Source organism: Candidatus Merdisoma sp. JLR.KK011 (assembly GCF_036941125.1).
In the GTDB taxonomy this organism is placed as follows: domain Bacteria; phylum Bacillota; class Clostridia; order Lachnospirales; family Lachnospiraceae; genus Laedolimicola.
This window is the reverse complement of the sequence record NZ_JAYWSZ010000004.1, coordinates 84,085-104,048: the sequence shown is the minus strand read 5'-3', so window position 1 is coordinate 104,048 and position 19,964 is coordinate 84,085. Positions and strand designations below refer to the sequence as shown.

Here is a 19,964-nt window from a genome sequence, read left to right as displayed (position 1 = left end):
TAGCTCCCTTCCGTTAAACGGGAGCCAACCTACAATTATATTATACCTCGGGCGGCCCCATATCACAAGGATGTCGATGGGTTACACGCGCTGTCCGGCGTACTTACTGAACACGTCAAACAGCTTTTGCTCTACCTCGCGTTTGCGTTTTTCCCGTTCTGTTGGGGGGAGAATAGGGGTGAGATTTTTGATGGTGATTGTCCGCTCTCCCATAACAACGGTTGTGACTTCGCTTTGATACTTTGGCTGTGCTTGCATGAACTCCCTCCCATTTCAAAAATTTTTGACAGCAGAAAAGGGCGGCACCTTTTACAGTGTCGCCCTTTGGCCTGCCCCTACTTTGGGACAAAATGTCCCAAACTTCATGGGGATTATGTAGGAAATGCGTCCCGGCCATTTCCGGCCCCGGTGTTGCCCTCTCATATACCACCAGAAAAGCGGACGGAAAAGAGGGGTGACTTGATGGGAATTATTCAGAAAATATGCCCCGGTTGTTTCCGGCCCCAGCGTTGCCCCCTCATATACCACCAGAAAAGCAAAGCAAATGGAGACGGCAAGCACATATTTTTTTGAAAAACCTCCTCTTACTAACCGGGACATTTCTGGATGATTTTCGGACTGGTCGGCGGGAATTTTTCAAAATTCTTTTCATATCAGCCAGCCTACCCAGCCGGGGACGCCGGGCATGAAAAGGGGGCGGCACTGTGAAAAGTACCGCCCCGGCTTTGGGACATTTTGTCCCAAAGGTATAAAATCCGCGCCATGCCTCAAAATGCGCAATTTATATAATTTCACAAACTTCGCAAGCAGTGCAAGTGTGGCCACACTTGCTATTTTTGACTGGCCGGGGGCCGTCAAAAATGCTTGTTGGGGAGCCTCCCCAAACCCGGCTCTTTGGGACAAAATGTCCCAAAGAGGTTGGCTGCGTCACCGCCGCTATCGCGTCTGTTCCTTATGAATAAGATAGCAACACTTTAGGCTGTTGCCCCTTGATTACCGAACAGCAAAGACAAACGGGGCTGTCAACGGTGGAGAAGTGAAACCCATTTACTTGTCGTTGACTGGATCGGTCGGGTTTGCTATTCATACTTTTTTAGCAACTGCTTAAATATTATGATACCTATTACAATTTGAAATATTAAATAGCCGCCCAGATATAGCACTATTAAGCGTGAATTATCAATGATTTCAAGTTTTCCCAATATGGAGAAAATGATTATTGAAATACTAACTGTCATAAGCCCGATGGCATATGCATAGCGACCGGATTTATCTCTTAATTTTGATTTTAATTCATCGTGAAGTTCAATTTTTTCATTTTCTATTTTTTCTTGATAACGCTCTTTGTTTTTAGATGTACTCCAATAGAAGTATTTACAAGTCATAAAAATACCAGAAGAGATAGTTACGGCAGCAAAACCAATAAGCAAACTGTCCAGCACACTATCAGTCAGAAGTGCTACAGCCAAAAGAATAATGCCTGTCAAAGCAAACAAAATACCCTCTAATAAATTACCTTTTTTCATCTTTGCAACTCCTTTCATGGATAAAAATATCTTCAATTTGCTTACCGAAAAAATCTGATATTGTAAAAGCTAATTCTAAAGAGGGATTATATTTCCCCGTTTCTATTGAACTGACAGTTTGTCTTGAAACTTTAAGTGCTTTTGCAAAATCTTCTTGATTCATGCCTAACCTTTTTCGTAATTCTTCAACCCTGTTTTCCAAATAATGTCACCTCCCATTTTGACAAGGTTCCTTTACATTTGCATTATAGCAGCATAGGGCGGTTTTGTCAAGGTTCCTTTACAAAGATTTTTCTTATTAAGGGAGACGATTGGCCTTGTACCTTTGGGACAAAATGTCCCGAAGTGCACCTCGCCACATGTTAGCATTTGTGGAACGAATAGGGCGCAGGACATATAAACATACTACCCCCCTGCCGAACGCGCCCGGAAACCCTTGATACAAGCGGCTTTCAAACGCCTAAATGCTAACAGTCCAGCCGTGGAAAATAAGCGGTTTTACAGCGCGTTCAACCCAATCCCCCCGCCCTTTCCCATTCATGGGAAAGGGGGCGGCTCTGGAGGATATACCACCAGAGCCCCTATGTAAAAATGCGCGGGGACAACGATTGCTTTGGGACATTTTGTCTCGAAGTTGCTATCCGGTATTTATACTTTGCGGGTGGAATGGCCGGGGTATGCTGGGGGCTGCCTTGATAACCAAAACAGGGCGGCCCCCAGTGGACTCCGGCCATATCGCGCAGAAACCGCCGCTTTGAGTTTTCCCCAATAGCGGCGGTCAGGTGTAGGTTGGCTCCATTCTTTAGGTATCGTGTTATTATGCCCTTGTCAAACACACTAATTCCAATTATGTTTTAATGTATATTACAAATTTTATTGATGCATTTGATATGGAAAAAAGTAAAAATAAATATAATGAGAAGTATGATTATTATACATTAACGGACGAAGTCCGCCAGCCCCAAAGGGGCATGTATTAATGGGGTACCCACATGGTATACTTTTATGCCAAGAGAAACCTATTTAAATAAAAGTATCTGTTCGAAATATGATATCTTTCGATGTTTAAAGAGTGCAGCAGCCATATATGTTTCTGAAAAAATAAAGAAAATTGTTGAAGATAATCATTGGGTCGGGTTTGCTTTTTATAAACAACAATAACAAGTATACGATAATCTTCAGAATAGAATAGGAAGGGTATATCAAGTTATTTATAGTAAAGTGATAAAGAAAGGCAGATTATAAAAATGGAAGAAATAAATTTTTACCAAAAAAAATACGAAGCATTGGAAAACTTTTATGGGTGGATCGATCAAGGGAGAGAATATGATATTGCAGTTGAACAAAGTATTTATTACAATCATGGATTGAAAGAAATTGATGAAATTATACAAAATGTAACGATTGCAACCAGGTATTCCAGATCTGGAAAAACAATATCCGAACCATTTAAAAAAAGGCTGGAAATTAGTATCTCTAAAGCCAAGATGTTAGATCTAAAAAAATTTGGTTTGATGGATGAGGAAATAAAAGTTTTTAATGAAGAAATAGAGGAGGCAGAAGCATTACTTTAGGCTGCATATAAATGATTTATGAAGGCCCTGTAATTAATGAATTGCAGAGGATACCAAGATGAGAATATTGATAAATGAAAAAAGAAATATAAATAATAAAGTGATTGTCAGTGGAACTACGGATATTGGAGCTATAAAAGGAGTCTGGAAATGGCCGTAAAGATGCTGAGGGAGAGGACACTGGCTCAAATTGAATTTAAAGAAATTTGCTCTAAAACAATCTATAAAAAATACTGGAAAGTCCCTCAGTAACATTATATAATGAAACCAATTGACAAAGAAACCAATCATACACAGAAAATAACCCAGTTACCGTTCAAAGGCTGTACAAGGCAGACGATAGAATCGTACCAAGAGGAAGGAAATCACTATGACAAAAGAAGAATTAGCATTGGAGCTGATTGCCAGATTAAAGAAGGAATACCCCGACGCAGACTGTACGCTGGACTACAACCAGGCATGGAAGCTTCTGGTAAGCGTGCGCCTGGCCGCCCAGTGTACAGACGCCCGGGTGAATGTAGTGGTAAAGGATCTCTATAAAAAATACCCCGACGTCAAGTCGCTGGCCGAGGCCCCGGTGGAGGATATCGAGGCCATTGTGAAGCCCTGCGGCCTGGGGCACAGCAAGGCAAGGGATATCAGCGCCTGCATGAAGATCCTTGTGGAGCAGTACGGTGGAAATATTCCCGATACCTTTGAGGAGCTTTTAAAGCTCCCGGGCGTGGGCCGCAAAAGCGCCAATCTGATTATGGGGGATGTATTTGGAAAGCCTGCCATAGTCACAGACACCCACTGTATCCGCCTGTCCAACCGCATGGGACTGGTGGAGAACTGTAAAGATCCCAAAAAGGTAGAAATGGCCCTCTGGAAGCTGATTCCCCCGGAAGAAGGAAGCGACTTCTGCCACCGCCTGGTGTATCACGGAAGAGATGTATGCACGGCCCGGACAAAGCCTTTTTGCGGCAAATGCTGCGTCAAGGATATCTGCGCCAGAAACGGGGTAGAGGATTAGAGCAAATTGCCAAGCAGTGATAATCAATCATTACAAACAGGGATAAGAGCCCGAAGGGGCAGAAGAGGGAGACATAGATGGAACACGCAGTCGTAAATCTGAAAAAGGGAGAGGGCCGTTTTTTCAAAGCAGGCGGCTTGTGGATCTATGACAATGAAATTGCCTCTGTGATGGGCAGCTTTGCAGAGGGGGATCTGGTTCTGGTACGTGATTTTGACGGTTACTGCCTGGGACGGGGATTTATCAATACCCATTCAAAAATCAGAATCCGCATGATGACAAGGAAACGGGATCAAGAGATAGACGAGGAATTTCTTCGCATGCGCCTTCGGACTGCGTGGGAGTACCGCAAGCGCACCGTAGATACAAAAAGCTGCCGTCTTGTCTTTGGAGAAGCGGATTTCCTGCCAGGATTTGTGGCAGACAAGTTCTCGGATATTCTGGTAGTCCAGTCTTTGGCTCTTGGGATAGACCGGATGAAGGAGACGCTGATCCGGCTTTTGAAGGAAATTCTGTCAGAGGACGGAATTCAGATAAGAGGAGTTTATGAGCGCAGCGACGCCAAAGAACGGGAAAAAGAAGGGATGGAACGGCAGAAGGGCTTTCTCGGGGAACCCTTTGACACCCAGGTAGAGATTCAGGAAAACGGCGTCCGTTATCTGGTGGATGTGAAGGACGGCCAAAAGACCGGATTTTTTCTGGATCAAAAGTATAACCGGCTGGCGCTCCAAAAGCTATGTAAGGATGCAAAAGTGCTGGACTGCTTTACTCATACGGGTTCCTTTGCCCTCAATGCAGGTATAGCCGGAGCCAGGGAGGTTCTCGGCGTGGACGCTTCCGAGACTGGCGTGGAGCAGGCCCGCAGGAATGCGGCTCTCAACGGCCTGGAGGATCGGGTAAAGTTCCTCTGCGCCGATGTATTTGATCTCCTTCCGGAGCTTGAGGAGAAGAAAGAGCAGTTTGACGTGGTGATTCTGGATCCGCCGGCATTTACCAAATCCAGGAATTCCGTGAAAAATGCCGTCAGGGGCTATCGGGAAATCAATATGCGCGGCATGAAGCTTGTAAGGGACGGCGGCTTTCTGGCCACCTGCTCCTGTTCCCATTTTATGACCTATGAGCTGTTTACCCAGACCATACACCAGGCGGCGAAAAGTGTGCATAAGCGTCTGCGCCAGGTGGAGTACCGTACCCAGGCGCCGGATCATCCCATATTGTGGGCGGCGGAGGAGTCTTATTACCTGAAGTTCTATATTTTCCAGGTGTGCGATGAGAAATAAAACAGATACAGGGGAAAGAAAGGGCCGGAATATGGACGGACTGCCACAGGAATTCAAAGAGCGGATGGAGCGGCTTTTGGGAGCGGAATATGAGGCGTTTTTAGAGAGCCAGGAGAGAGAAGCGGCCCAGGCGCTCCGGGTGAATACACTGAAAATTACATGGGAGGAGCTGGAAAGGCTTGCTCCTTTTTCCCTGCGCCCGGTTCCCTGGGCAAAAGACGGATTTTACTACGGAAAAGAGGACCGTCCGGGGAAGCATCCATACCATGAGGCCGGCCTGTACTACATCCAGGAGCCCAGCGCAATGGCGGTGGGAACCCTTGCGGCTGCCCGTCCGGGAGAACGCATTCTGGATCTCTGTGCAGCGCCCGGGGGAAAGACAACCCACCTGGCAGCTTCCATGGAAGGGGAAGGGCTTCTCGTATCCAACGAGATCCATCCGGCCCGGGCAAAGATCCTTTCCTCCAATGTGGAGCGCATGGGTATCCGAAACTGCGTGGTGACCAATGAGCGGCCTCAGTGTCTGGCCCAGCGTTTTCCAGGCTTTTTTGACCGGATCGTGGTGGATGCGCCCTGTTCCGGGGAGGGAATGTTCCGGAAAGAGGAGCAGGCGGCCCGGCAGTGGAGCCTGGAGAATGTGTCTATGTGCGCCCAGCGGCAGCAGGAGATTCTGCAGGCAGCGGCCTGTATGCTTCGTCCGGGAGGCGTGCTGGTTTATTCCACCTGTACCTTTTCCCCGGAGGAAAATGAAGGAAGTGTCAGCGTTTTTCTGGAAGAACATCCGGAATTCTTTGTGAAAAAGACGGCGGCCTATGAGGGATTTGCCCCGGGAAGGCCGGAGTGGATTGACGCACGGCCCGAGACGGCGGACACCTTCCGCCTCTGGCCCCACCGCCTGGAGGGGGAGGGGCATTTTGCGGCAGTCCTTCAAAAAGAGGGAGAGGCTGCCCCCCGGGAATTCCCCTGGAAAATGCCGTCAGTGGATGGAAGCGTCCGGAAGCTGTACCAGGAGTTTGAGAAGGAGGCTCTGCGCTGCGAGCTTCCGGGAATTCTTGTGCTGTTTGGAGAGCAGCTTTACCTTCTGCCGGAGGCATTTTCACTGAAAGGCCTTAAGGTACTGCGCCCCGGGCTTCATCTGGGAACGATAAAAAAGAACCGCTTTGAGCCTGCCCACGCCCTTGCGCTGGCCTTAAAGCCCCATGAGGCAGTCCGCTGCTGTTCCCTGGACGTGCAGGAAGCAGGGGACTACCTGAAGGGGGCAGTCTTTGAAAGGAAGGGAGAAAAGGGGTGGCAGTTAATGCTTGCGGATGGTTACTCCATAGGCTGGGGAAAGCTGGCCGGCGGGATGGTGAAGAATCATTATCCCAAGGGGTTGCGCAAAAGCATCTGATACAGAAAACTACAGCAGTATTACCCCGTGCATCCGTGCCTTCCTGCGCACGTCCTCCGGCCAGATGGAGGCCTGAACCTCCCCGATATGGGCCTTGCGCAGATAGAACATACAGATACGGGACTGGCCGATTCCGCCGCCTACCGTGTAGGGAAGCTTCTGCTCCAGGATTGCTTTCTGGAAGGGAAGCTCTGCGCGCTCTTCACAGCCGGCAAGGGCAAGCTGGCGGGTAAGGGCTTCCTCGTCCACGCGGATGCCCATGGAGGAAAGCTCCAGTGCATGCCCCAGAATAGGATACCATACGATGATATCGCCGTTCAGATGCCAGTCGTCATAGTCCGGCGCCCGTCCGTCGTGGGGCTTTCCGTCTGCTAACTTGTCGCCGATCTCCATAAGGAAAACAGCGCCCTTTTCTTTGGCAATCAGATCCTCGCGTTCTTTCGGCGTCTTATCCGGATACCGATCCGCCAATTCCTGGGTGGTGATAAAGAAGATATCCTTTGGCAAGATTTCCTCGATATAATCGTAACGGATGGACATATATTTCTCCGTTTTCTTAAGGGCCTTGTAAACCTTCCGGACGGTTTCTTTCAGATAATCCGTATTCCGATCCTCTTTGAGAATAATTTTTTCCCAATCCCACTGATCTACATAGATGGAATGTACATTGTCCGTATCCTCATCCCGGCGGATGGCGCTCATATCCGTATACAGTCCTTCTCCGATGTGAAAGCCATACTGCTTTAAGGCATTGCGCTTCCACTTGGCAAGGGAGTGGACGATCTCTACGGGCCGCTCGTTCTGCTCCTTGATGCCGAAGGTAACGGGACGCTCCACACCGTTCAGATTGTCGTTGAGGCCGGACTCCGGCGTTACAAAGAGAGGCGCGGAAACCCGGAGAAGATACAGCTGCTCAGCCAGGCTCTGCTGAAAGAAATCTTTTACGGTTTTGATAGCTGCCTGTGTATCATACAGACTCAGCTCAGACTGGTAGTCTTTTGGTATGTATAAATGCTCCATCATAAATCTCCTCTGATATATTTATATTCTGCAGGTCATGTATTTTTAAAATACGAAATCTATTATAACAGAATCCACCGAAAAGAAAAGAATTTTATAGCTCCTATCAAAATTTTTTCAAAAATCACGTATCACTTCATCCAGTCGGCTCTTGCCGGACGCTGCGTCCGTCAATATCAGACACCCTGTTCGTGAACAGCCGGACACTTGATATTGGAAAAGTCTGTCTGTCCGCTCTGCCGCCTGGATGAAGTGCTGCAAAGTCACAGAAAAAAGCCGTTTTGACAAAGACTTGATATGCCTTCTGTCAAAACGGCTTTTTTCAATTTTGCTTTAACCAGTTGCTGTTATCTTCTTTTGAATGCGATCTATAAAAAAGACGCATGGATAATTAGGCTGATTAAACTCTGGTTACATTCGTAGCCTGCGGTCCCTTTGCACCGTCTACAACATCAAACTCAACAGCCTGACCCTCTTCCAGGGACTTGAAACCATCCATGGTGATGCCGGAGTAATGTACAAATACATCGTTTCCCTGCTCGTCAGAAATGAAGCCGTAACCCTTTTGATTGTTGAACCACTTAACTGTACCTTGCATTGCGATAATACCTCCGAAAATATAAAAAAGTGTCTTGTTGCACAGCGGCAACAGATATAGAATATCATAAACGGGAAATACTGTCAACGAAATTTGTTTCTTTCAGGGGTCTTTTTTCGTGTTTGTTTGAATAAAATGAAATAATGAAAAAGAGCACAATTTTTATGAAAAATGAAAGTATTTTCAAAAGATTAATTCTTTTAGAGATATTGTTTCTGACAGGACTTTCAGTGGTCTATTTTTATAAAAACAAAGAGGTACATTGCCTGGCGTCTACGGCGGCGGAAGCAGGGGGGCAGGCGGGGGAATTTATCAAATGGGTGGATTTTCAAGTGACAGCGGAAGCGCTTGAGAAGGCCTATGAATATGACAGGGATACTTATGGGCAGGAAGTGCATTTAAACTGGATAGAGCTTCTGGCTTACACGGCTGCCAGGACTGGGGGAGAGTTTTCGAAGGAGACTCTGGTGAATTCTTATCTGGAGGAGGCTGCCGCAGAGCTGAGCGGCGGAAAGACCATAGAAGAACTCACTGAGGGCATGAAGTATTACGGCTACTATCTGGAGGCATACACGGCCGTTCTGGGAGGCATGGTAGGAGAGTATGAGATCCAGGTTCCGGCCAAGGCATCAGCCGGAGAGACCCAGGGGGAGGGAGAGGCGGATGCAGCCGGGCCTCTTGTGTGGGAGAAACGGTATGGCCTCAAGGCATTTCTTCCCATTGCAAAGGACTTTCCCTACAGTGATTACGATGACTTCGGGGTGTCACGGAGTTATGGGTACAGGCGGAAGCATCTGGGGCATGATATGATGGGGCAGGTTGGTACGCCGATTATTGCAGTGGAGTCGGGCTTTGTTGAGGCCCTGGGCTGGAACCAGTACGGGGGATGGCGCATCGGCATCCGCAGCTTTGACAAGAAGCGGTACTATTATTATGCTCATCTCCGGCAGGGATTTCCCTATGCGCTGGAGCTGGAGGAGGGGAGCAGGGTTCAGGCCGGGGACGTGATTGGGTATATGGGCCACACCGGCTACAGCACCAAGGAGGACGTGAATAATATTGACCAGACCCATCTGCATTTCGGAATCCAGTTGATTTTTGACGAATCACAGAAGGAGGGGGCTTCGGAGATCTGGATTGACTGCTATCAGATTGTACGGTTTCTCTACCGGAACCGGAGCGCATGTGTCCGGAACGATGCAACCAAGGAGTGGCACAGGATTTATGATATGAGAGAGCCGGACGATTCTAAAGAGCAGAGGGGCCTTTGAAAAAATATCTGAGGTGAATGGGATGTGCTTCATAAAAACCCAAAGCAATTGATTTTAAAAATAGAATGTATTAAACTACCAGTAATGGCTGAAGGCAGCGGCATTTTACAAAAGAGCGGATAAAAGGCCGGACAGACAGAGGAAAAGGGGAAGAGGAAAGATGTTTGGAGAGTGCCACGCCCATATAATTATGGATGGGAAGAATTATAAAGCGGCAGTTGCTTTACATAAGAGCGGCGTGAAAGAGGAAGTGATCCGGGCGCATTTTCGGATATGGAAGGAAATGGGGATTACCTTTGTCCGTGACGGCGGAGACGCCCTGGGTGTCTCCCGGCGGGCAAAGGCCCTTGCACCGGAGTATGGGATCGACTACCGCACGCCCATCTTTGCGATTCATAAAAGGGGACATTACGGAGGCATCGTGGGACATGCTTTTTCCGATTGGAAGGAGTACCATGCCCTGGTTGTCCGGGCAAAGGAGGAAGGGGCGGACTTTATTAAGATTATGATAAGCGGCATTATGTCTTTTGACTGCTTTGGCCGGCTTACGGAAGAAGGGCTGCCGGAACATGAGATCTGCGAAATGATTCGGATTGTCCATGAGGAGGGCATGGCCGTGATGGCCCACGGAAATGGGGACAGGCCGGTGCGTGCGGCCATAGAGGCCGGGCTTGATACGCTGGAGCACGGAAATTACCTGGAGCAGGGCACGCTTGATCTTCTGGCCGGAAGCAGAACCATCTGGATTCCGACTCTTGCGCCTGTGGGAAACCTGCTGGGCTGCGGCCGTTTTCCGGACGAGCAGGTGCGGCGTATTCTGGAACGCCAGATGGAATGTATCAGCTATGCGTTTGAAAAGGGAGCGGCAATCGGCCTGGGCAGTGATTCGGGCGCTTATCTGGTGCCCCACGGACAGGGGCTTCTGGATGAATATGAGTGGATGAAGACGGCCGTAGGAGCAGAGAAGGAGCCGGCCCTTAAGAAACGGCTAAGGGAAGCGGAAAGCCGGATCAAAGAGAGGAGCCGGCGCGCCTGCTAAAGGGCACGTTCACAGATCCTCCCGGCAAAAATAGCAGGAGCAGCTGTGAGCATCCTGCTTCTCGGAGATCAGATTGTCAGCTCCGCAGTAGCTGCAGCGGACAACCCTTTTTCCAGGGGGGACGCTCATCCATTCTTCATAGCGCTCTCCGGAATCGGAGGAGGGCCGGTAGGACTTGGAGGGCTTTACAAAGGTGCGCTCCGGCGCTTCCCTGGAAGAGGGATAAATCAGGCGGTAATTGCGCTCGTCGATCTCAACCTGAAGATAATGTCCCTCCTCCTTCAGCTTTTTGATTTCCCGGAGAGCCTGGTACTTGCTGATGCCCAGCTCATGGGCGATTTTTTCAATATTCTGATAGCGGTCTGTTAGAATCAGCCGATTGTATACAGTCGCCCGGTCCTGGGGATTCTCCGTGCCGTAGATCTGCTTATTTACCTGCCGGGTGACTTCCTTTTGGGAAAGGGCAGGCTTTTGGGGCAGCACGTCGCGGAAAATGGGCGGTGTATGGCGGGTCGCCGTTTTGTTGGCTTTCATTTTCTGTATGACAGCAATCACGATAATAATAGCAATCAGTTCCAGCATCTTATGTACCTCGCAGAATTTTTATAGATAACATATTTTTATGATACACGAAAATGACAGGAAGGAAAAGAGCTTTATGAGAAATATAAGACTTTTGATTCAATATGACGGAACGCGCTACAAGGGCTGGCAGAGCCAGGAGCATACAGAGCAGACTATCCAGGGGAAGCTGACCCGGGTGCTGGAACGTATGCTTGGAGAAGAGATAGATCTGCAGGGATCCGGCAGAACAGACGCAGGCGTGCATGCGGCCGGCCAGACGGCTAATTTCAAGACAAGAGCCGGGGCTTCCTGTAAAGAAATATTAGATTATGTAAATCAGTATCTTCCGGAGGATATAGCGGTGTCAGAGGTAAGGGAGGCGGATCTGCGGTTTCACAGCCGGTTCTGGGCGATTCGGAAAACTTACATTTACCGTATCTGGAACAGTGACGTGCCCAATGTCTTTGAGCGGAAATATGTGTACCAGGTGAAGGAGCCGCTCTTGGCGGAACCCATGAGACAGGCGGCTGATTTGCTGGAGGGCACCCATGATTTTCGCGCTTTTTGCGCTAACGGGCGGATGAAAAAGTCTACAGTCCGGACACTGGAGCAGATCCGGCTGGAGCAGAAAGGGGCGGAGCTGTCTCTGAATTTTACCGGAAATGGATTTTTACACCATATGGTACGGATTTTGACGGGAACACTTCTGGAGGTCGGAACGGGAAAGCGAAGTCCCGAGGATATGATGCGGATTTTGGAGTCTCTTGACAGAAAGGAAGCCGGCCCGATGGCGCCGGCCCAGGGACTTTGCCTTTGGAAGGTGGAGTACAAAGACTGAGGTATTTTATAACTGTAACAGCGGAATGGGGCCGGCTTTCGGGCAGCCCCATTCCTTATTTTATAAAGTGTGTCTGTTATTCCACTGCTTTTTTGGCATATTCCGTGGTCACCAGATCGGCGTAAGGAACACGTTCCTGCAGTTCGCCGGCTTCGTCCAGAATATCCTGCAGCAGGGTGAAGCTGGATTCCTCAAAGATCAGATCCTCTTTCCAGGTATCTTGCTCGTAGTAACGGGTGACAATGGTTGTGAGAACCTCCAGATCGGTCTCCTTAAACTGGGGAGCAATCACCTTGGCGATCTCTTCCGGTGTGTGGCTCTGCACGTAGTCCATGCCTTTTTGCAGGGCGTTGGTGAAGCCCTGTACCAGTTCCGGGTGCTCCTTGAGGAAGCTCTGCTTCGCACTGTAGGCCGTGTAGGGAACATAGCCGGAATCCACGCCCAGGGAGGCGACAACATAGCCTGCGCCCTCTGTCTCCAAGGTGGTGGCGCCGGGCTCGAATTCAACGGTAAAGTCGCCGCTTCCGCCGGAAAATGCCGCTGCCGTGGCTCCGAAGTCGATGCTTTGGTCGATGGTCATATCTGCGGCAGGATCCAGGTTGTTTTTCTTTAGGATGTATTCAAAGACCATCTGGGGCATACCGCCCTTGCGTCCGCCGAGAACTTCCTTTCCTTTCAGATCCGACCACTGGAAGTTTTCCATAGGTTCTCTGGCAACTAGGAAATTGCCGGCCCGCTGGGTAAGCTGGGCGAAATTTACAATGTAATCATCGGGGTTCTGGCTGTATACATAGATGGAGGCTTCTGAGCCCATGAAGCCGATGTCGGCTTCGCCGGAGAGGACGGCGGTCATTGTTTTGTCGGCTCCAAATCCAGTAACAAGCTCCAAATCAATCCCTTCCTCCGCAAAATACCCTTCCTCAATCGCAACATACTGCGGCGCATAGAAGATAGAGTGAGCCACCTCGTTAAGGGTAATTTTTGTCAGATCGCCAGAGGCGGCAGGCGTGTCTTTGCCGCTGCAGGCGGCGATTCCAATGGTAATCAGTGCCAGTGCTGCAGCGGCCAGCATGGCAGGCAGTTTCTTTTTCATATGATATCCTCCTTTTTCCTAATGGTATACCATATGATAAGATTGGAAAAATGTGATAGCAGGAGAATCAGATAAATAAAAAGCAGCATGGCAGGCAGATATTTTATCGTCAAGTCTTTTGGACAGACACAGCAAAGGCTCTGCCCCTATTAATAGGTACGCCAGAACATATAAGATTCCGGATAAATAAAATGAAGTATCAGAGAAACGACAGCAATCAGGCAGAGTAATATGAAGCTGCCTGCTAAAAACCACTTTATCCCCTTAACAGCCCCAATCAGTGTCCGGCTGTGGAAAATCGAATCCACTTCTTGGGAAACACGATAGATGGAATCTATTTTCTCATTTGTAAGGGAATTTTCCCTCACCTCCTGCACATCAATGTCCTTTACAAGTTCATCCAAGGTCATGTCGAAAAAATCACTCAGCATAACCAATCTGGTGAAGTCCGGGTACGATTGTGCCGCCTCCCATTTTGAAATAGTCTGTCTTGATACCTGCATTTCCATTCCAAGCTCTTCTTGGGAAAGTCCTTTTTCTTTTCTTAGCTTTAAAAGCTTTTCATTAAATTTCATTTCACAGTGCCTCCTTTTTTTCAGCCTACAATAAAATGAAGCCGGATTCAACCAATTTAGGCTGGCAATTTGTCAACTTTGGCGAACATTTCGCAGGTTTCTGAAAATGATCTGATGTTAATGGCAGGTAACATACGGCTTGTACTATCTGTACACTTCGATTTCTATGGATTTCCCTCCGTATACGTGATATAATCAAAAAATCAGAGATGCAGGCGGATGAGGATGAATTGCCGTCAGCCGCGGCGCTCGCAAAATTATCACTTAAGGAGAGGATAGGAAGATGAGGAGAGTTGTGAAGAAGCTGACAGCGTTTCTTGCGGCTATGGCAGCCCTGGGCCTTCTTACAGCCTGCGGCAGCTCCAAGGAGGCTGAAGAGGCAGAAACTGCGAAGCCGTCAGAGATAGAAGAGGCCGCAGAGAGCGAACCCCAGGAGGAGCTTCCGGCGGCGGCAGAGTATACCTCTGCGGACGGCATGTATAAGGTAACCCTGCTGGAGGGACTTGAGCAGACGGATCTGCAGTTCCAGTCCAATTCCAGTATGATGGGCCTGGATGCCGGAACAGACCGACAGGGATTTTCCGCTGTCTGCCTTGGAAGTCCAAAGACAAGCGTACCGGGGAATCCGGCTCAGATGGAGAGCCTGGAGGACTATGCAGACCATGTGGCGGCTCTGGCTCTGGACGGTACCGGCATAAGCGTGGACTGGACGGATACGGAGGCAGAGGCCTACGAAGGAGCACAGAAGTGTCTGGCCCGGGAGGGCACAGCCAGAAGCGGCGCAGCTTCGGGTAAGGCTTACGGGTACTATATAGAGACCGGCGACAGCTACTACGCTGTAATGCTGGTGGGCAATGACGGAGATGTGGAGGATGCAAGAAAGGTTATGAAACTGGAGCTTCTCGAAGGAGGTGCGGCAGCTTCGGGCACCAAGGCATTCTTTAAAGGCATGACAGCCGTTCTGGATACGGTAAACGGAGCCAGTGTGATTGAGACGGTTAAGACCCTGGAGGATATGGGAGGAGCAGAAAGCGATCTGGCTGTTATCAGCAGTCAGGCGGTTCAGACGCTGGCAGACAGCTGGGGTGTGGAAGACGCTGCCGGCCTGATGGAGATGGCTGACTGGCTGATGAACGAGGGGCACAACAAGGATGCCTTGGATTACTTAAATGAGTTCGGCGGAACAAATGCGGCAGATCGGGCGGCGCTGGAAGCAAGCCTGGAAGGGGAGGACGATGAAACCCGGTACAGCGTGCTGATGGCTTATGACGCATGGACGGCTTACGGGGACGCTGCCATCAGCGCATGGGATCTGAGCCGGCTGGGCACGATCATGGGCTTTGGATATGCTGCTGGCTACTGTACGTATGAGGAAGCCATGGACAAAAGCTTAGAGGCAGCCAAGAAGGCGCAGGAATCCTTCGGTTCCTGGGAGGACTTCAACCAGAGCTACCTTTATGGTTATGCTTACTGGATGGGCGAGAACCTTGAGGATCCGGAAAGCAGTGCGGCAGAGAGAGTCGAAATTCTGGACAATCTGACAGCTCAGACCAACGGCGTATTCTCCGCAGACTGGAACATGGAATTGAAGAAAGAGTGGTAACAAAGTCCGGCAGCGGCCTGCCTGCGTCCGGCTGATTTCATATCCGTGTACTTTGAGGGATATTACGGAACTCAAAATAGGAGACTACGAAATGATCAGAGACATCTTAGACACACATACACATACCTTGGCCAGCGGCCACGCCTACAGCACCATCCGGGAAAATGCCCACGCTGCCGCCGAAAAAGGTCTGGAGCTTCTGGCGATCACCGAGCATGCTCCCAGACTGTGGGGAAGCTGCCAGACCATCTATTTCCAGAATCTGAGGGTGGTAGACCGCAGGGCATACGAGGTAGAGCTGCTGATGGGAGTGGAACTGAATATTCTGGACGAACAGGGAACCGTGGACTTAGAGCTTCGGGCTTTAAAGCAGATGGACATTGCCATCGCAAGCCTCCATATCCCCTGCATCAGTCCCGGAAGCAGGGAATTCAATACCCAGGCCTGCATCAATGCCATGAAAAATCCCTTGGTCAACATCTTGGGCCACCCGGACGACTCCCGGTATCCGGTAGATCACCGTGCTTTGGTTCAGGCGGCAAAGGAATACGGCGTGCTTTTAGAGCTCAACAACAGCTCCCTGCGTCCGGGCGGTTCCAGAAAGGATTCCAGGCTTCTTGATATGGAAATGCTGAAGCTCTGTATGGAATACGAGGCCCCCATTGTCATGGGAAGCGACGCCCATGTAGACACGGACGTGGGACGCCACGACGAAGCATTACAGCTTCTGGAGGAAATGAATTTTCCGGAGCGCCTGGTAGTCAACCGTTCGGTGGAGGAATTGAAAAAATACGTAAACTGCGGTCAAAAATAGCAGGCAAAACAGTGGACTTCAAGATTTTACTGTGCTAAAATATCTATATAAAATTTTGTGACGAATATGGGAATGAATCGTTGCAAATATCTTTGTTTTGTTATAGAAGGAGAGAGCCGTGAATAAGAAGATAAAGACCGAAGCCGTAGACTTTTTGTTTGAAGCCATACTAAGCCTGGAGAATAAAGAGGAATGCTATACCTTTTTTGAGGATGTCTGTACCATCAATGAGCTGTTGTCATTGTCCCAGCGCTTTGAGGTAGCCAAGATGCTTAGGGAGCAGAAAACATATCTGGAAATTGCGGAAAAGACAGGCGCCTCCACAGCCACCATCAGCCGGGTAAACCGTTCGCTGAATTATGGAAATGATGGGTATGATCTGGTATTCGGACGGATTGAGAAGAAGGCGCAGTAGCAGGATAGGTAAGGAAAAGAGGAGTTCTTTTGGGAGAACTCCTTATTTTTATGCACACGGACGGAAAGGAAATGAGCAGCTAAAAAATGTATTTCCAAGCCTGATTGGATTTGAGTGACAGGAATGTTTTCAATTCCCTGCAGCCTTTGTCCACAGAAGCCTTTTCTATCATATAAGCGGAGGATAAATCAGAAAAGACATACAGGTATTCTCTATCTTCAGCCAGATGTATGATTTGACTGTAGTCAAGCTGATTGTCCTGCCCGATGGTTGAGGTCAAAGTAAGACAGTTCTGCTGAAAAGAATAAATCACAGTGAAGGCCTCTGCGCCTACGGCATCCATACTCTGCTTTGCCCTGGCCTTAGCCGGAACCTGGATGCTTGTGAATAGAAAGCAGCCGAAGGCAATGACGGCAAGCTGGCTGAGGATTCCGGTAAAATAAAAGAATCCCGAAGAAATGGAAAGGATACAGATTAGGTAAAGCACAGGCAGCCGCCAGGGCGTCCTGACCCGGCTGATGATCCGGGCCAGGCGGTAATTGGTATCTTTATTGTAGTGCATAGCAGCCGTGAAAGCTTTCATGGAAAGGGAACCTCCGTTTCTGAATCAGGCGTACTGCCGGAAATAGTATTGTGCAAATGCTATAAAAAACAGATCCGCCTTTTGGTAAAATCGGCAAAAAATAAGTGTTTTAAAAATATATATTGACAGAAGAACGGGAAGCGGATACAATAAGAAAAAATAAATTGTATACAGTATATAATATACGAGACGAAAAAGCAACAAAAATCCTGGAAAAGTTGAGGCAAATATATGTTTAAGAGTGTGAAACTGGATTCTGTTTCCAAGATTGTGGAAGAGAGATTGAAGGAGTCCATCGAGGACGGGACAATCAAAGCCGGAGAGAAGCTGACGGAGCAGCAGATCTGCGATGAGATGCAGGTGAGCAGAACACCCGTGAGAGAGGCCTTCCGTGTTCTGCAGGTGGAGGGTTATCTGACCTATAAGCCAAGATTCGGCGTTGTCGTCACGGAGCTCAGCCTGCAGGATATCTACGATGTCTGGGAAGTGCGCATGAATATTGAAGACTTGATTGCAAGAAAGACTGCGCGGTTTGCAGATGAGAATACGAAGAAGGCCATAAGAAAAGAGCTGAAAGAGATTGGCAGAGTGCTGGAGCAGGATATCATAGAAGAAGATGAATTTAAGAGCCTGGATGAAACATATTACTTAATACATACTTCAAACTGCAACAACAATATTTTGGGAGAAGAGGCCAAGAGGCTCCGGGTCAATTCGGCGCTTATCCGGAATAAGCCAAAGTATTCCCAGGAGAGAGCAAGGGTTGCGCTTCAAGAGATAACGGACATTTATCAGTCTTATTTAAATAATGATGAAGAGGCAGCGTCACAATATAATCGAATCCATTTCCTTTCAAGCCTGGAGGAAATCAAAAAATTTATGTAGGAATGAATGGCTGAGCGCGCGATTAGCATTTATCATTCATAAATGGAAACGAACCAGTGTGTTCGTTTTATAATTAATTGTATACAAAATACAATACAGTATACAAAAGTGAAAAAGGGGGGATTTCGGCATAAAGTAGGAAATGAATTGGCACAATCATAATAAGTCATGATTTCAAAGAGGGATTATTTATGGGAAAGGAAGAATTGAGAGCAGTCAGTTTAAGCAGAAATATCTGCCAGATAGGAATTATGTGTGAAGATATCTACAAAACCATGGAAGATATCATTCAGGAATATCAGATCGGCCCCTGGGATTTTTATGAGCATTCGGAGAATACTTTGCAGAATCCGCTGATACGGCAGGGGATTTGCGAACCGCATTTTAAATTTTACTGTGCGGTTGCCGCCACGGAAAATATCCAGCTTGAACTGATTCAGCCGCTTTACGGCATCCCCTTTTATTCGGAGCATATAAAGAGGCATGGCACCTCTTTGCACCATTTCAAAGAAAAAGTGCCGCCGGAAGAATTTGACGCAGTACTTGAGGAATATGCAAAGAAGGGGATGGAGCCTTTATTTGGAGCAAGTCTGTTTGAGTCAAAATTCTGTTTTCTGAATTCAAAGGAGAAGCTGGGATTCTGGCTTGAAATCGGGAACGGGCAGAGCCCGTCGTCTGTTCCGGCAGAATGGAAAAAGGTGTATCCAGAAGACAAAATGAAATAAATATGATGTACCAGGGAGGGAAACATTATGGCACACAAAAAAATTACGGCAATTATTTTAACGATCTGTATGGCAGTCTCCATGGCAGCCTGTGGAAATAAAACGGAGAGCCCGAAGGAGCCTGCCAAGACAGAGAATAAGGAAGAAGGGGCAGAAGAATCTACCGGAGAGACGGAAACGGCAGAAGTCCCCGATGAAGAGTTTGAACCGGTAACCCTGCGTCTTGGGCATTCTCATTCGGAAAGCGAAGTACCCCATGAGGAAATGGTGAAGATGGCAGAAATGATTAATGAAAAGACGGGTGGGAAGGTAACGGTAGAAATATATCCGAATAATTCCATAGGTTCAAATGAAGATGTTCTGGAGCAGATGCGCGCGGGAACCAACCTGGCGATTTATGCAGATCCCGGACGGCTGGATACGTATGTTCCCGGCGTCTCTGCAATCTCTGCACCTTATGTGATCGAGGGCTATGAGGATATTGAGAAGCTGAAAAGCTGCGCTACCGTGCAGAACTGGGAAAAACAGCTGGAGGATGATTTCGGCCTTACGGTTCTTTCCTGGAACTTCTGCCAGGGCTTCCGCAACATTTTTGCCACAAAGGGAGGGACAAGTCCCGATGATTTCCGTGAGGTTACGCTGCGTTCGGCGTCGGCTCCAATCTGGGTTGCAACGGTAAAGGCCCTGGGCGCAACTCCCGTTTCTCTTGAGTTTGGCGAAATGTATTCCGGAATTCAGACAAAGATTGTGGACGGATGCGAGCAGAATTACGGCGCTGTTTACAATAATGCGATTTACGAAGTAATCACTACGGAGACAGAGACAAGGCATGTGTATCTGGCAAACTGCGTATTGATATCCAGTACATGGCTTCGCGGGCTTCCGGAAGAATTCCAGCAGATCATCCTTGAGGAAACAGAGGCTGCCGGCGAGAGGACAAGCAAAAGACTTGCAGAGCAGGATGATTTTTACCGGGAGGAAATGGAGAAGGCCGGTATGGAAGTGATTCCTTATGAGGACTTGGATCTGGAAGCATTTAAGGCAAAGGCAGAAGCAGCATACGATGAGCTTGGAATTACGGAGGCGGTAAACAGCCTGAAGTCAGACCTTGGAAAATAGTCGTTTCACGTTTTAATTGTGCACCGGGACGCCTGCGTAC

At 48.5% G+C, this 19,964-nt stretch carries 22 protein-coding genes; 13 read left to right on the top strand and 9 right to left on the bottom strand.

Annotation, left to right across the window (positions count from 1 at the left end):
- Positions 1-81: 81 nt before the first annotated feature.
- The 3 genes from VV089_RS14045 to VV089_RS14035 form a co-directional block, all read right to left on the bottom strand.
- Positions 82-258, bottom strand: coding sequence for a hypothetical protein (locus VV089_RS14045; RefSeq protein ID WP_172544236.1), 177 nt, complete (start codon positions 256-258; stop codon positions 82-84).
- Positions 259-1,079: 821 nt separating this feature from the next.
- Positions 1,080-1,526, bottom strand: coding sequence for a hypothetical protein (locus VV089_RS14040; protein ID WP_160575337.1), 447 nt, complete (start codon positions 1,524-1,526; stop codon positions 1,080-1,082).
- Complete coding sequence (locus VV089_RS14035; protein WP_120393822.1) at positions 1,513-1,728, bottom strand: helix-turn-helix transcriptional regulator; 216 nt, start codon at positions 1,726-1,728, stop codon at positions 1,513-1,515. Before VV089_RS14035 ends, VV089_RS14040 begins: the two co-directional genes overlap by 14 nt.
- 1,045 nt (positions 1,729-2,773) lie before the next feature.
- On the opposite strand from VV089_RS14035, the gene VV089_RS14030 reads away from it, so the two are divergent.
- From VV089_RS14030 to VV089_RS14015, 4 genes are all read left to right on the top strand, one after another.
- Positions 2,774-3,100 carry a hypothetical protein gene (locus VV089_RS14030; RefSeq protein WP_334336350.1) on the top strand — a complete coding sequence of 109 codons (327 nt, stop codon included), beginning with the start codon at positions 2,774-2,776 and terminating at the stop codon, positions 3,098-3,100.
- A gap of 370 nt (positions 3,101-3,470) precedes the next feature.
- Entirely contained in the window at positions 3,471-4,112 is a 642-nt protein-coding gene (locus VV089_RS14025; RefSeq protein ID WP_334336349.1) for an endonuclease III domain-containing protein, read from the top strand.
- 77 nt (positions 4,113-4,189) lie between these two features.
- Positions 4,190-5,392 (top strand): class I SAM-dependent rRNA methyltransferase, encoded by a 1,203-nt coding sequence (locus VV089_RS14020; RefSeq protein ID WP_334336348.1) that lies wholly within the window; start codon positions 4,190-4,192, stop codon positions 5,390-5,392.
- The gene (locus VV089_RS14015) at positions 5,382-6,782 is read left to right on the top strand and encodes an RsmF rRNA methyltransferase first C-terminal domain-containing protein (RefSeq protein ID WP_442891549.1); all 1,401 of its coding nucleotides are present in this window, start codon (positions 5,382-5,384) and stop codon (positions 6,780-6,782) included. Before VV089_RS14020 ends, VV089_RS14015 begins: the two co-directional genes overlap by 11 nt.
- A 9-nt stretch (positions 6,783-6,791) precedes the next feature.
- Here the strand turns inward: VV089_RS14015 and asnA are convergent, their stop codons facing one another.
- Together asnA and VV089_RS14005 are read right to left on the bottom strand one after the other, a co-directional pair.
- Complete coding sequence (gene asnA, locus VV089_RS14010; RefSeq protein WP_172544517.1) at positions 6,792-7,802, bottom strand: aspartate--ammonia ligase; 1,011 nt, start codon at positions 7,800-7,802, stop codon at positions 6,792-6,794.
- Between the two features lie 400 nt (positions 7,803-8,202).
- Positions 8,203-8,400 carry a cold shock domain-containing protein gene (locus VV089_RS14005; RefSeq protein WP_160568172.1) on the bottom strand — a complete coding sequence of 66 codons (198 nt, stop codon included), beginning with the start codon at positions 8,398-8,400 and terminating at the stop codon, positions 8,203-8,205.
- 164 nt (positions 8,401-8,564) lie between these two features.
- On the opposite strand from VV089_RS14005, the gene VV089_RS14000 reads away from it, so the two are divergent.
- Both VV089_RS14000 and VV089_RS13995 read left to right on the top strand, forming a co-directional pair.
- Positions 8,565-9,671, top strand: a complete 1,107-nt coding sequence (locus VV089_RS14000; RefSeq protein WP_334336347.1) for a M23 family metallopeptidase — start codon at positions 8,565-8,567, stop codon at positions 9,669-9,671.
- Positions 9,672-9,831: 160 nt separating this feature from the next.
- A complete protein-coding gene (locus VV089_RS13995) occupies positions 9,832-10,710 on the top strand; it encodes an amidohydrolase family protein (RefSeq protein ID WP_334336346.1) in 879 nt (292 codons plus the stop codon).
- A gap of 9 nt (positions 10,711-10,719) precedes the next feature.
- Here the strand turns inward: VV089_RS13995 and VV089_RS13990 are convergent, their stop codons facing one another.
- Positions 10,720-11,292, bottom strand: coding sequence for a hypothetical protein (locus tag VV089_RS13990; RefSeq protein ID WP_334336345.1), 573 nt, complete (start codon positions 11,290-11,292; stop codon positions 10,720-10,722).
- A gap of 76 nt (positions 11,293-11,368) precedes the next feature.
- Here VV089_RS13990 and truA point away from each other — a divergent pair, with 76 nt between their 5' ends.
- Entirely contained in the window at positions 11,369-12,112 is a 744-nt protein-coding gene (truA, locus tag VV089_RS13985) for a tRNA pseudouridine(38-40) synthase TruA (RefSeq protein WP_334336344.1), read from the top strand.
- Positions 12,113-12,188: 76 nt separating this feature from the next.
- On the opposite strand, the gene VV089_RS13980 is transcribed toward truA, so the two are convergent.
- Both VV089_RS13980 and VV089_RS13975 read right to left on the bottom strand, forming a co-directional pair.
- Positions 12,189-13,205 (bottom strand): ABC transporter substrate-binding protein, encoded by a 1,017-nt coding sequence (locus VV089_RS13980; protein WP_334336343.1) that lies wholly within the window; start codon positions 13,203-13,205, stop codon positions 12,189-12,191.
- A 149-nt stretch (positions 13,206-13,354) separates the two neighbouring features.
- Positions 13,355-13,780, bottom strand: coding sequence for a helix-turn-helix domain-containing protein (locus VV089_RS13975; RefSeq protein WP_334336342.1), 426 nt, complete (start codon positions 13,778-13,780; stop codon positions 13,355-13,357).
- A gap of 283 nt (positions 13,781-14,063) precedes the next feature.
- Here VV089_RS13975 and VV089_RS13970 point away from each other — a divergent pair, with 283 nt between their 5' ends.
- The 3 genes from VV089_RS13970 to VV089_RS13960 all read left to right on the top strand — a co-directional run bounded on the left by VV089_RS13970 (position 14,064) and on the right by VV089_RS13960 (position 16,612).
- Positions 14,064-15,383, top strand: coding sequence for a DUF1266 domain-containing protein (locus VV089_RS13970; protein WP_334336341.1), 1,320 nt, complete (start codon positions 14,064-14,066; stop codon positions 15,381-15,383).
- A gap of 94 nt (positions 15,384-15,477) precedes the next feature.
- On the top strand, positions 15,478-16,197 hold the full coding sequence (locus VV089_RS13965; RefSeq protein WP_334337578.1) for a phosphatase: 720 nt from the start codon (positions 15,478-15,480) through the stop codon (positions 16,195-16,197).
- Positions 16,198-16,315: 118 nt separating this feature from the next.
- Positions 16,316-16,612 (top strand): YerC/YecD family TrpR-related protein, encoded by a 297-nt coding sequence (locus VV089_RS13960; RefSeq protein WP_172542626.1) that lies wholly within the window; start codon positions 16,316-16,318, stop codon positions 16,610-16,612.
- A 79-nt stretch (positions 16,613-16,691) separates the two neighbouring features.
- Here VV089_RS13960 and VV089_RS13955 read toward each other — a convergent pair whose 3' ends face one another.
- A complete protein-coding gene (locus VV089_RS13955) occupies positions 16,692-17,195 on the bottom strand; it encodes a YcxB family protein (RefSeq protein WP_334336340.1) in 504 nt (167 codons plus the stop codon).
- A 231-nt stretch (positions 17,196-17,426) separates the two neighbouring features.
- Here VV089_RS13955 and VV089_RS13950 point away from each other — a divergent pair, with 231 nt between their 5' ends.
- The 3 genes from VV089_RS13950 to dctP all read left to right on the top strand — a co-directional run bounded on the left by VV089_RS13950 (position 17,427) and on the right by dctP (position 19,924).
- Positions 17,427-18,080 carry a GntR family transcriptional regulator gene (locus tag VV089_RS13950; RefSeq protein ID WP_334336339.1) on the top strand — a complete coding sequence of 218 codons (654 nt, stop codon included), beginning with the start codon at positions 17,427-17,429 and terminating at the stop codon, positions 18,078-18,080.
- Between the two features lie 191 nt (positions 18,081-18,271).
- Positions 18,272-18,805 carry a VOC family protein gene (locus tag VV089_RS13945; protein WP_334336338.1) on the top strand — a complete coding sequence of 178 codons (534 nt, stop codon included), beginning with the start codon at positions 18,272-18,274 and terminating at the stop codon, positions 18,803-18,805.
- A gap of 27 nt (positions 18,806-18,832) precedes the next feature.
- Positions 18,833-19,924 carry a TRAP transporter substrate-binding protein DctP gene (dctP, locus tag VV089_RS13940; RefSeq protein WP_334336337.1) on the top strand — a complete coding sequence of 364 codons (1,092 nt, stop codon included), beginning with the start codon at positions 18,833-18,835 and terminating at the stop codon, positions 19,922-19,924.
- Positions 19,925-19,964 lie beyond the last annotated feature (40 nt).

Excerpts from the sequence above, each read along its gene's own strand:
- VV089_RS14030 (WP_334336350.1), top strand. The coding sequence starts at position 2,774 with ATGGAAGAAATAAATTTTTACCAAAAAAAATACGAAGCATTGGAAAAC.
- VV089_RS14040 (WP_160575337.1), bottom strand. The coding sequence starts at position 1,526 with ATGAAAAAAGGTAATTTATTAGAGGGTATTTTGTTTGCTTTGACAGGC.
- VV089_RS13955 (WP_334336340.1), bottom strand. The coding sequence starts at position 17,195 with ATGAAAGCTTTCACGGCTGCTATGCACTACAATAAAGATACCAATTAC.
- VV089_RS14000 (WP_334336347.1), top strand. The coding sequence starts at position 8,565 with ATGAAAAATGAAAGTATTTTCAAAAGATTAATTCTTTTAGAGATATTG.
- VV089_RS13995 (WP_334336346.1), top strand. The coding sequence starts at position 9,832 with ATGTTTGGAGAGTGCCACGCCCATATAATTATGGATGGGAAGAATTAT.
- asnA (WP_172544517.1), bottom strand. The coding sequence starts at position 7,802 with ATGGAGCATTTATACATACCAAAAGACTACCAGTCTGAGCTGAGTCTG.
- VV089_RS13990 (WP_334336345.1), bottom strand. The coding sequence starts at position 11,292 with ATGCTGGAACTGATTGCTATTATTATCGTGATTGCTGTCATACAGAAA.
- VV089_RS13970 (WP_334336341.1), top strand. The coding sequence starts at position 14,064 with ATGAGGAGAGTTGTGAAGAAGCTGACAGCGTTTCTTGCGGCTATGGCA.
- VV089_RS14015 (WP_442891549.1), top strand. The coding sequence starts at position 5,382 with ATGAGAAATAAAACAGATACAGGGGAAAGAAAGGGCCGGAATATGGAC.
- VV089_RS13945 (WP_334336338.1), top strand. The coding sequence starts at position 18,272 with ATGGGAAAGGAAGAATTGAGAGCAGTCAGTTTAAGCAGAAATATCTGC.
- truA (WP_334336344.1), top strand. The coding sequence starts at position 11,369 with ATGAGAAATATAAGACTTTTGATTCAATATGACGGAACGCGCTACAAG.
- VV089_RS13975 (WP_334336342.1), bottom strand. The coding sequence starts at position 13,780 with ATGAAATTTAATGAAAAGCTTTTAAAGCTAAGAAAAGAAAAAGGACTT.
- VV089_RS14025 (WP_334336349.1), top strand. The coding sequence starts at position 3,471 with ATGACAAAAGAAGAATTAGCATTGGAGCTGATTGCCAGATTAAAGAAG.
- dctP (WP_334336337.1), top strand. The coding sequence starts at position 18,833 with ATGGCACACAAAAAAATTACGGCAATTATTTTAACGATCTGTATGGCA.
- VV089_RS14020 (WP_334336348.1), top strand. The coding sequence starts at position 4,190 with ATGGAACACGCAGTCGTAAATCTGAAAAAGGGAGAGGGCCGTTTTTTC.
- VV089_RS14045 (WP_172544236.1), bottom strand. The coding sequence starts at position 258 with ATGCAAGCACAGCCAAAGTATCAAAGCGAAGTCACAACCGTTGTTATG.
- VV089_RS13980 (WP_334336343.1), bottom strand. The coding sequence starts at position 13,205 with ATGAAAAAGAAACTGCCTGCCATGCTGGCCGCTGCAGCACTGGCACTG.
- VV089_RS13950 (WP_334336339.1), top strand. The coding sequence starts at position 17,427 with ATGTTTAAGAGTGTGAAACTGGATTCTGTTTCCAAGATTGTGGAAGAG.
- VV089_RS14005 (WP_160568172.1), bottom strand. The coding sequence starts at position 8,400 with ATGCAAGGTACAGTTAAGTGGTTCAACAATCAAAAGGGTTACGGCTTC.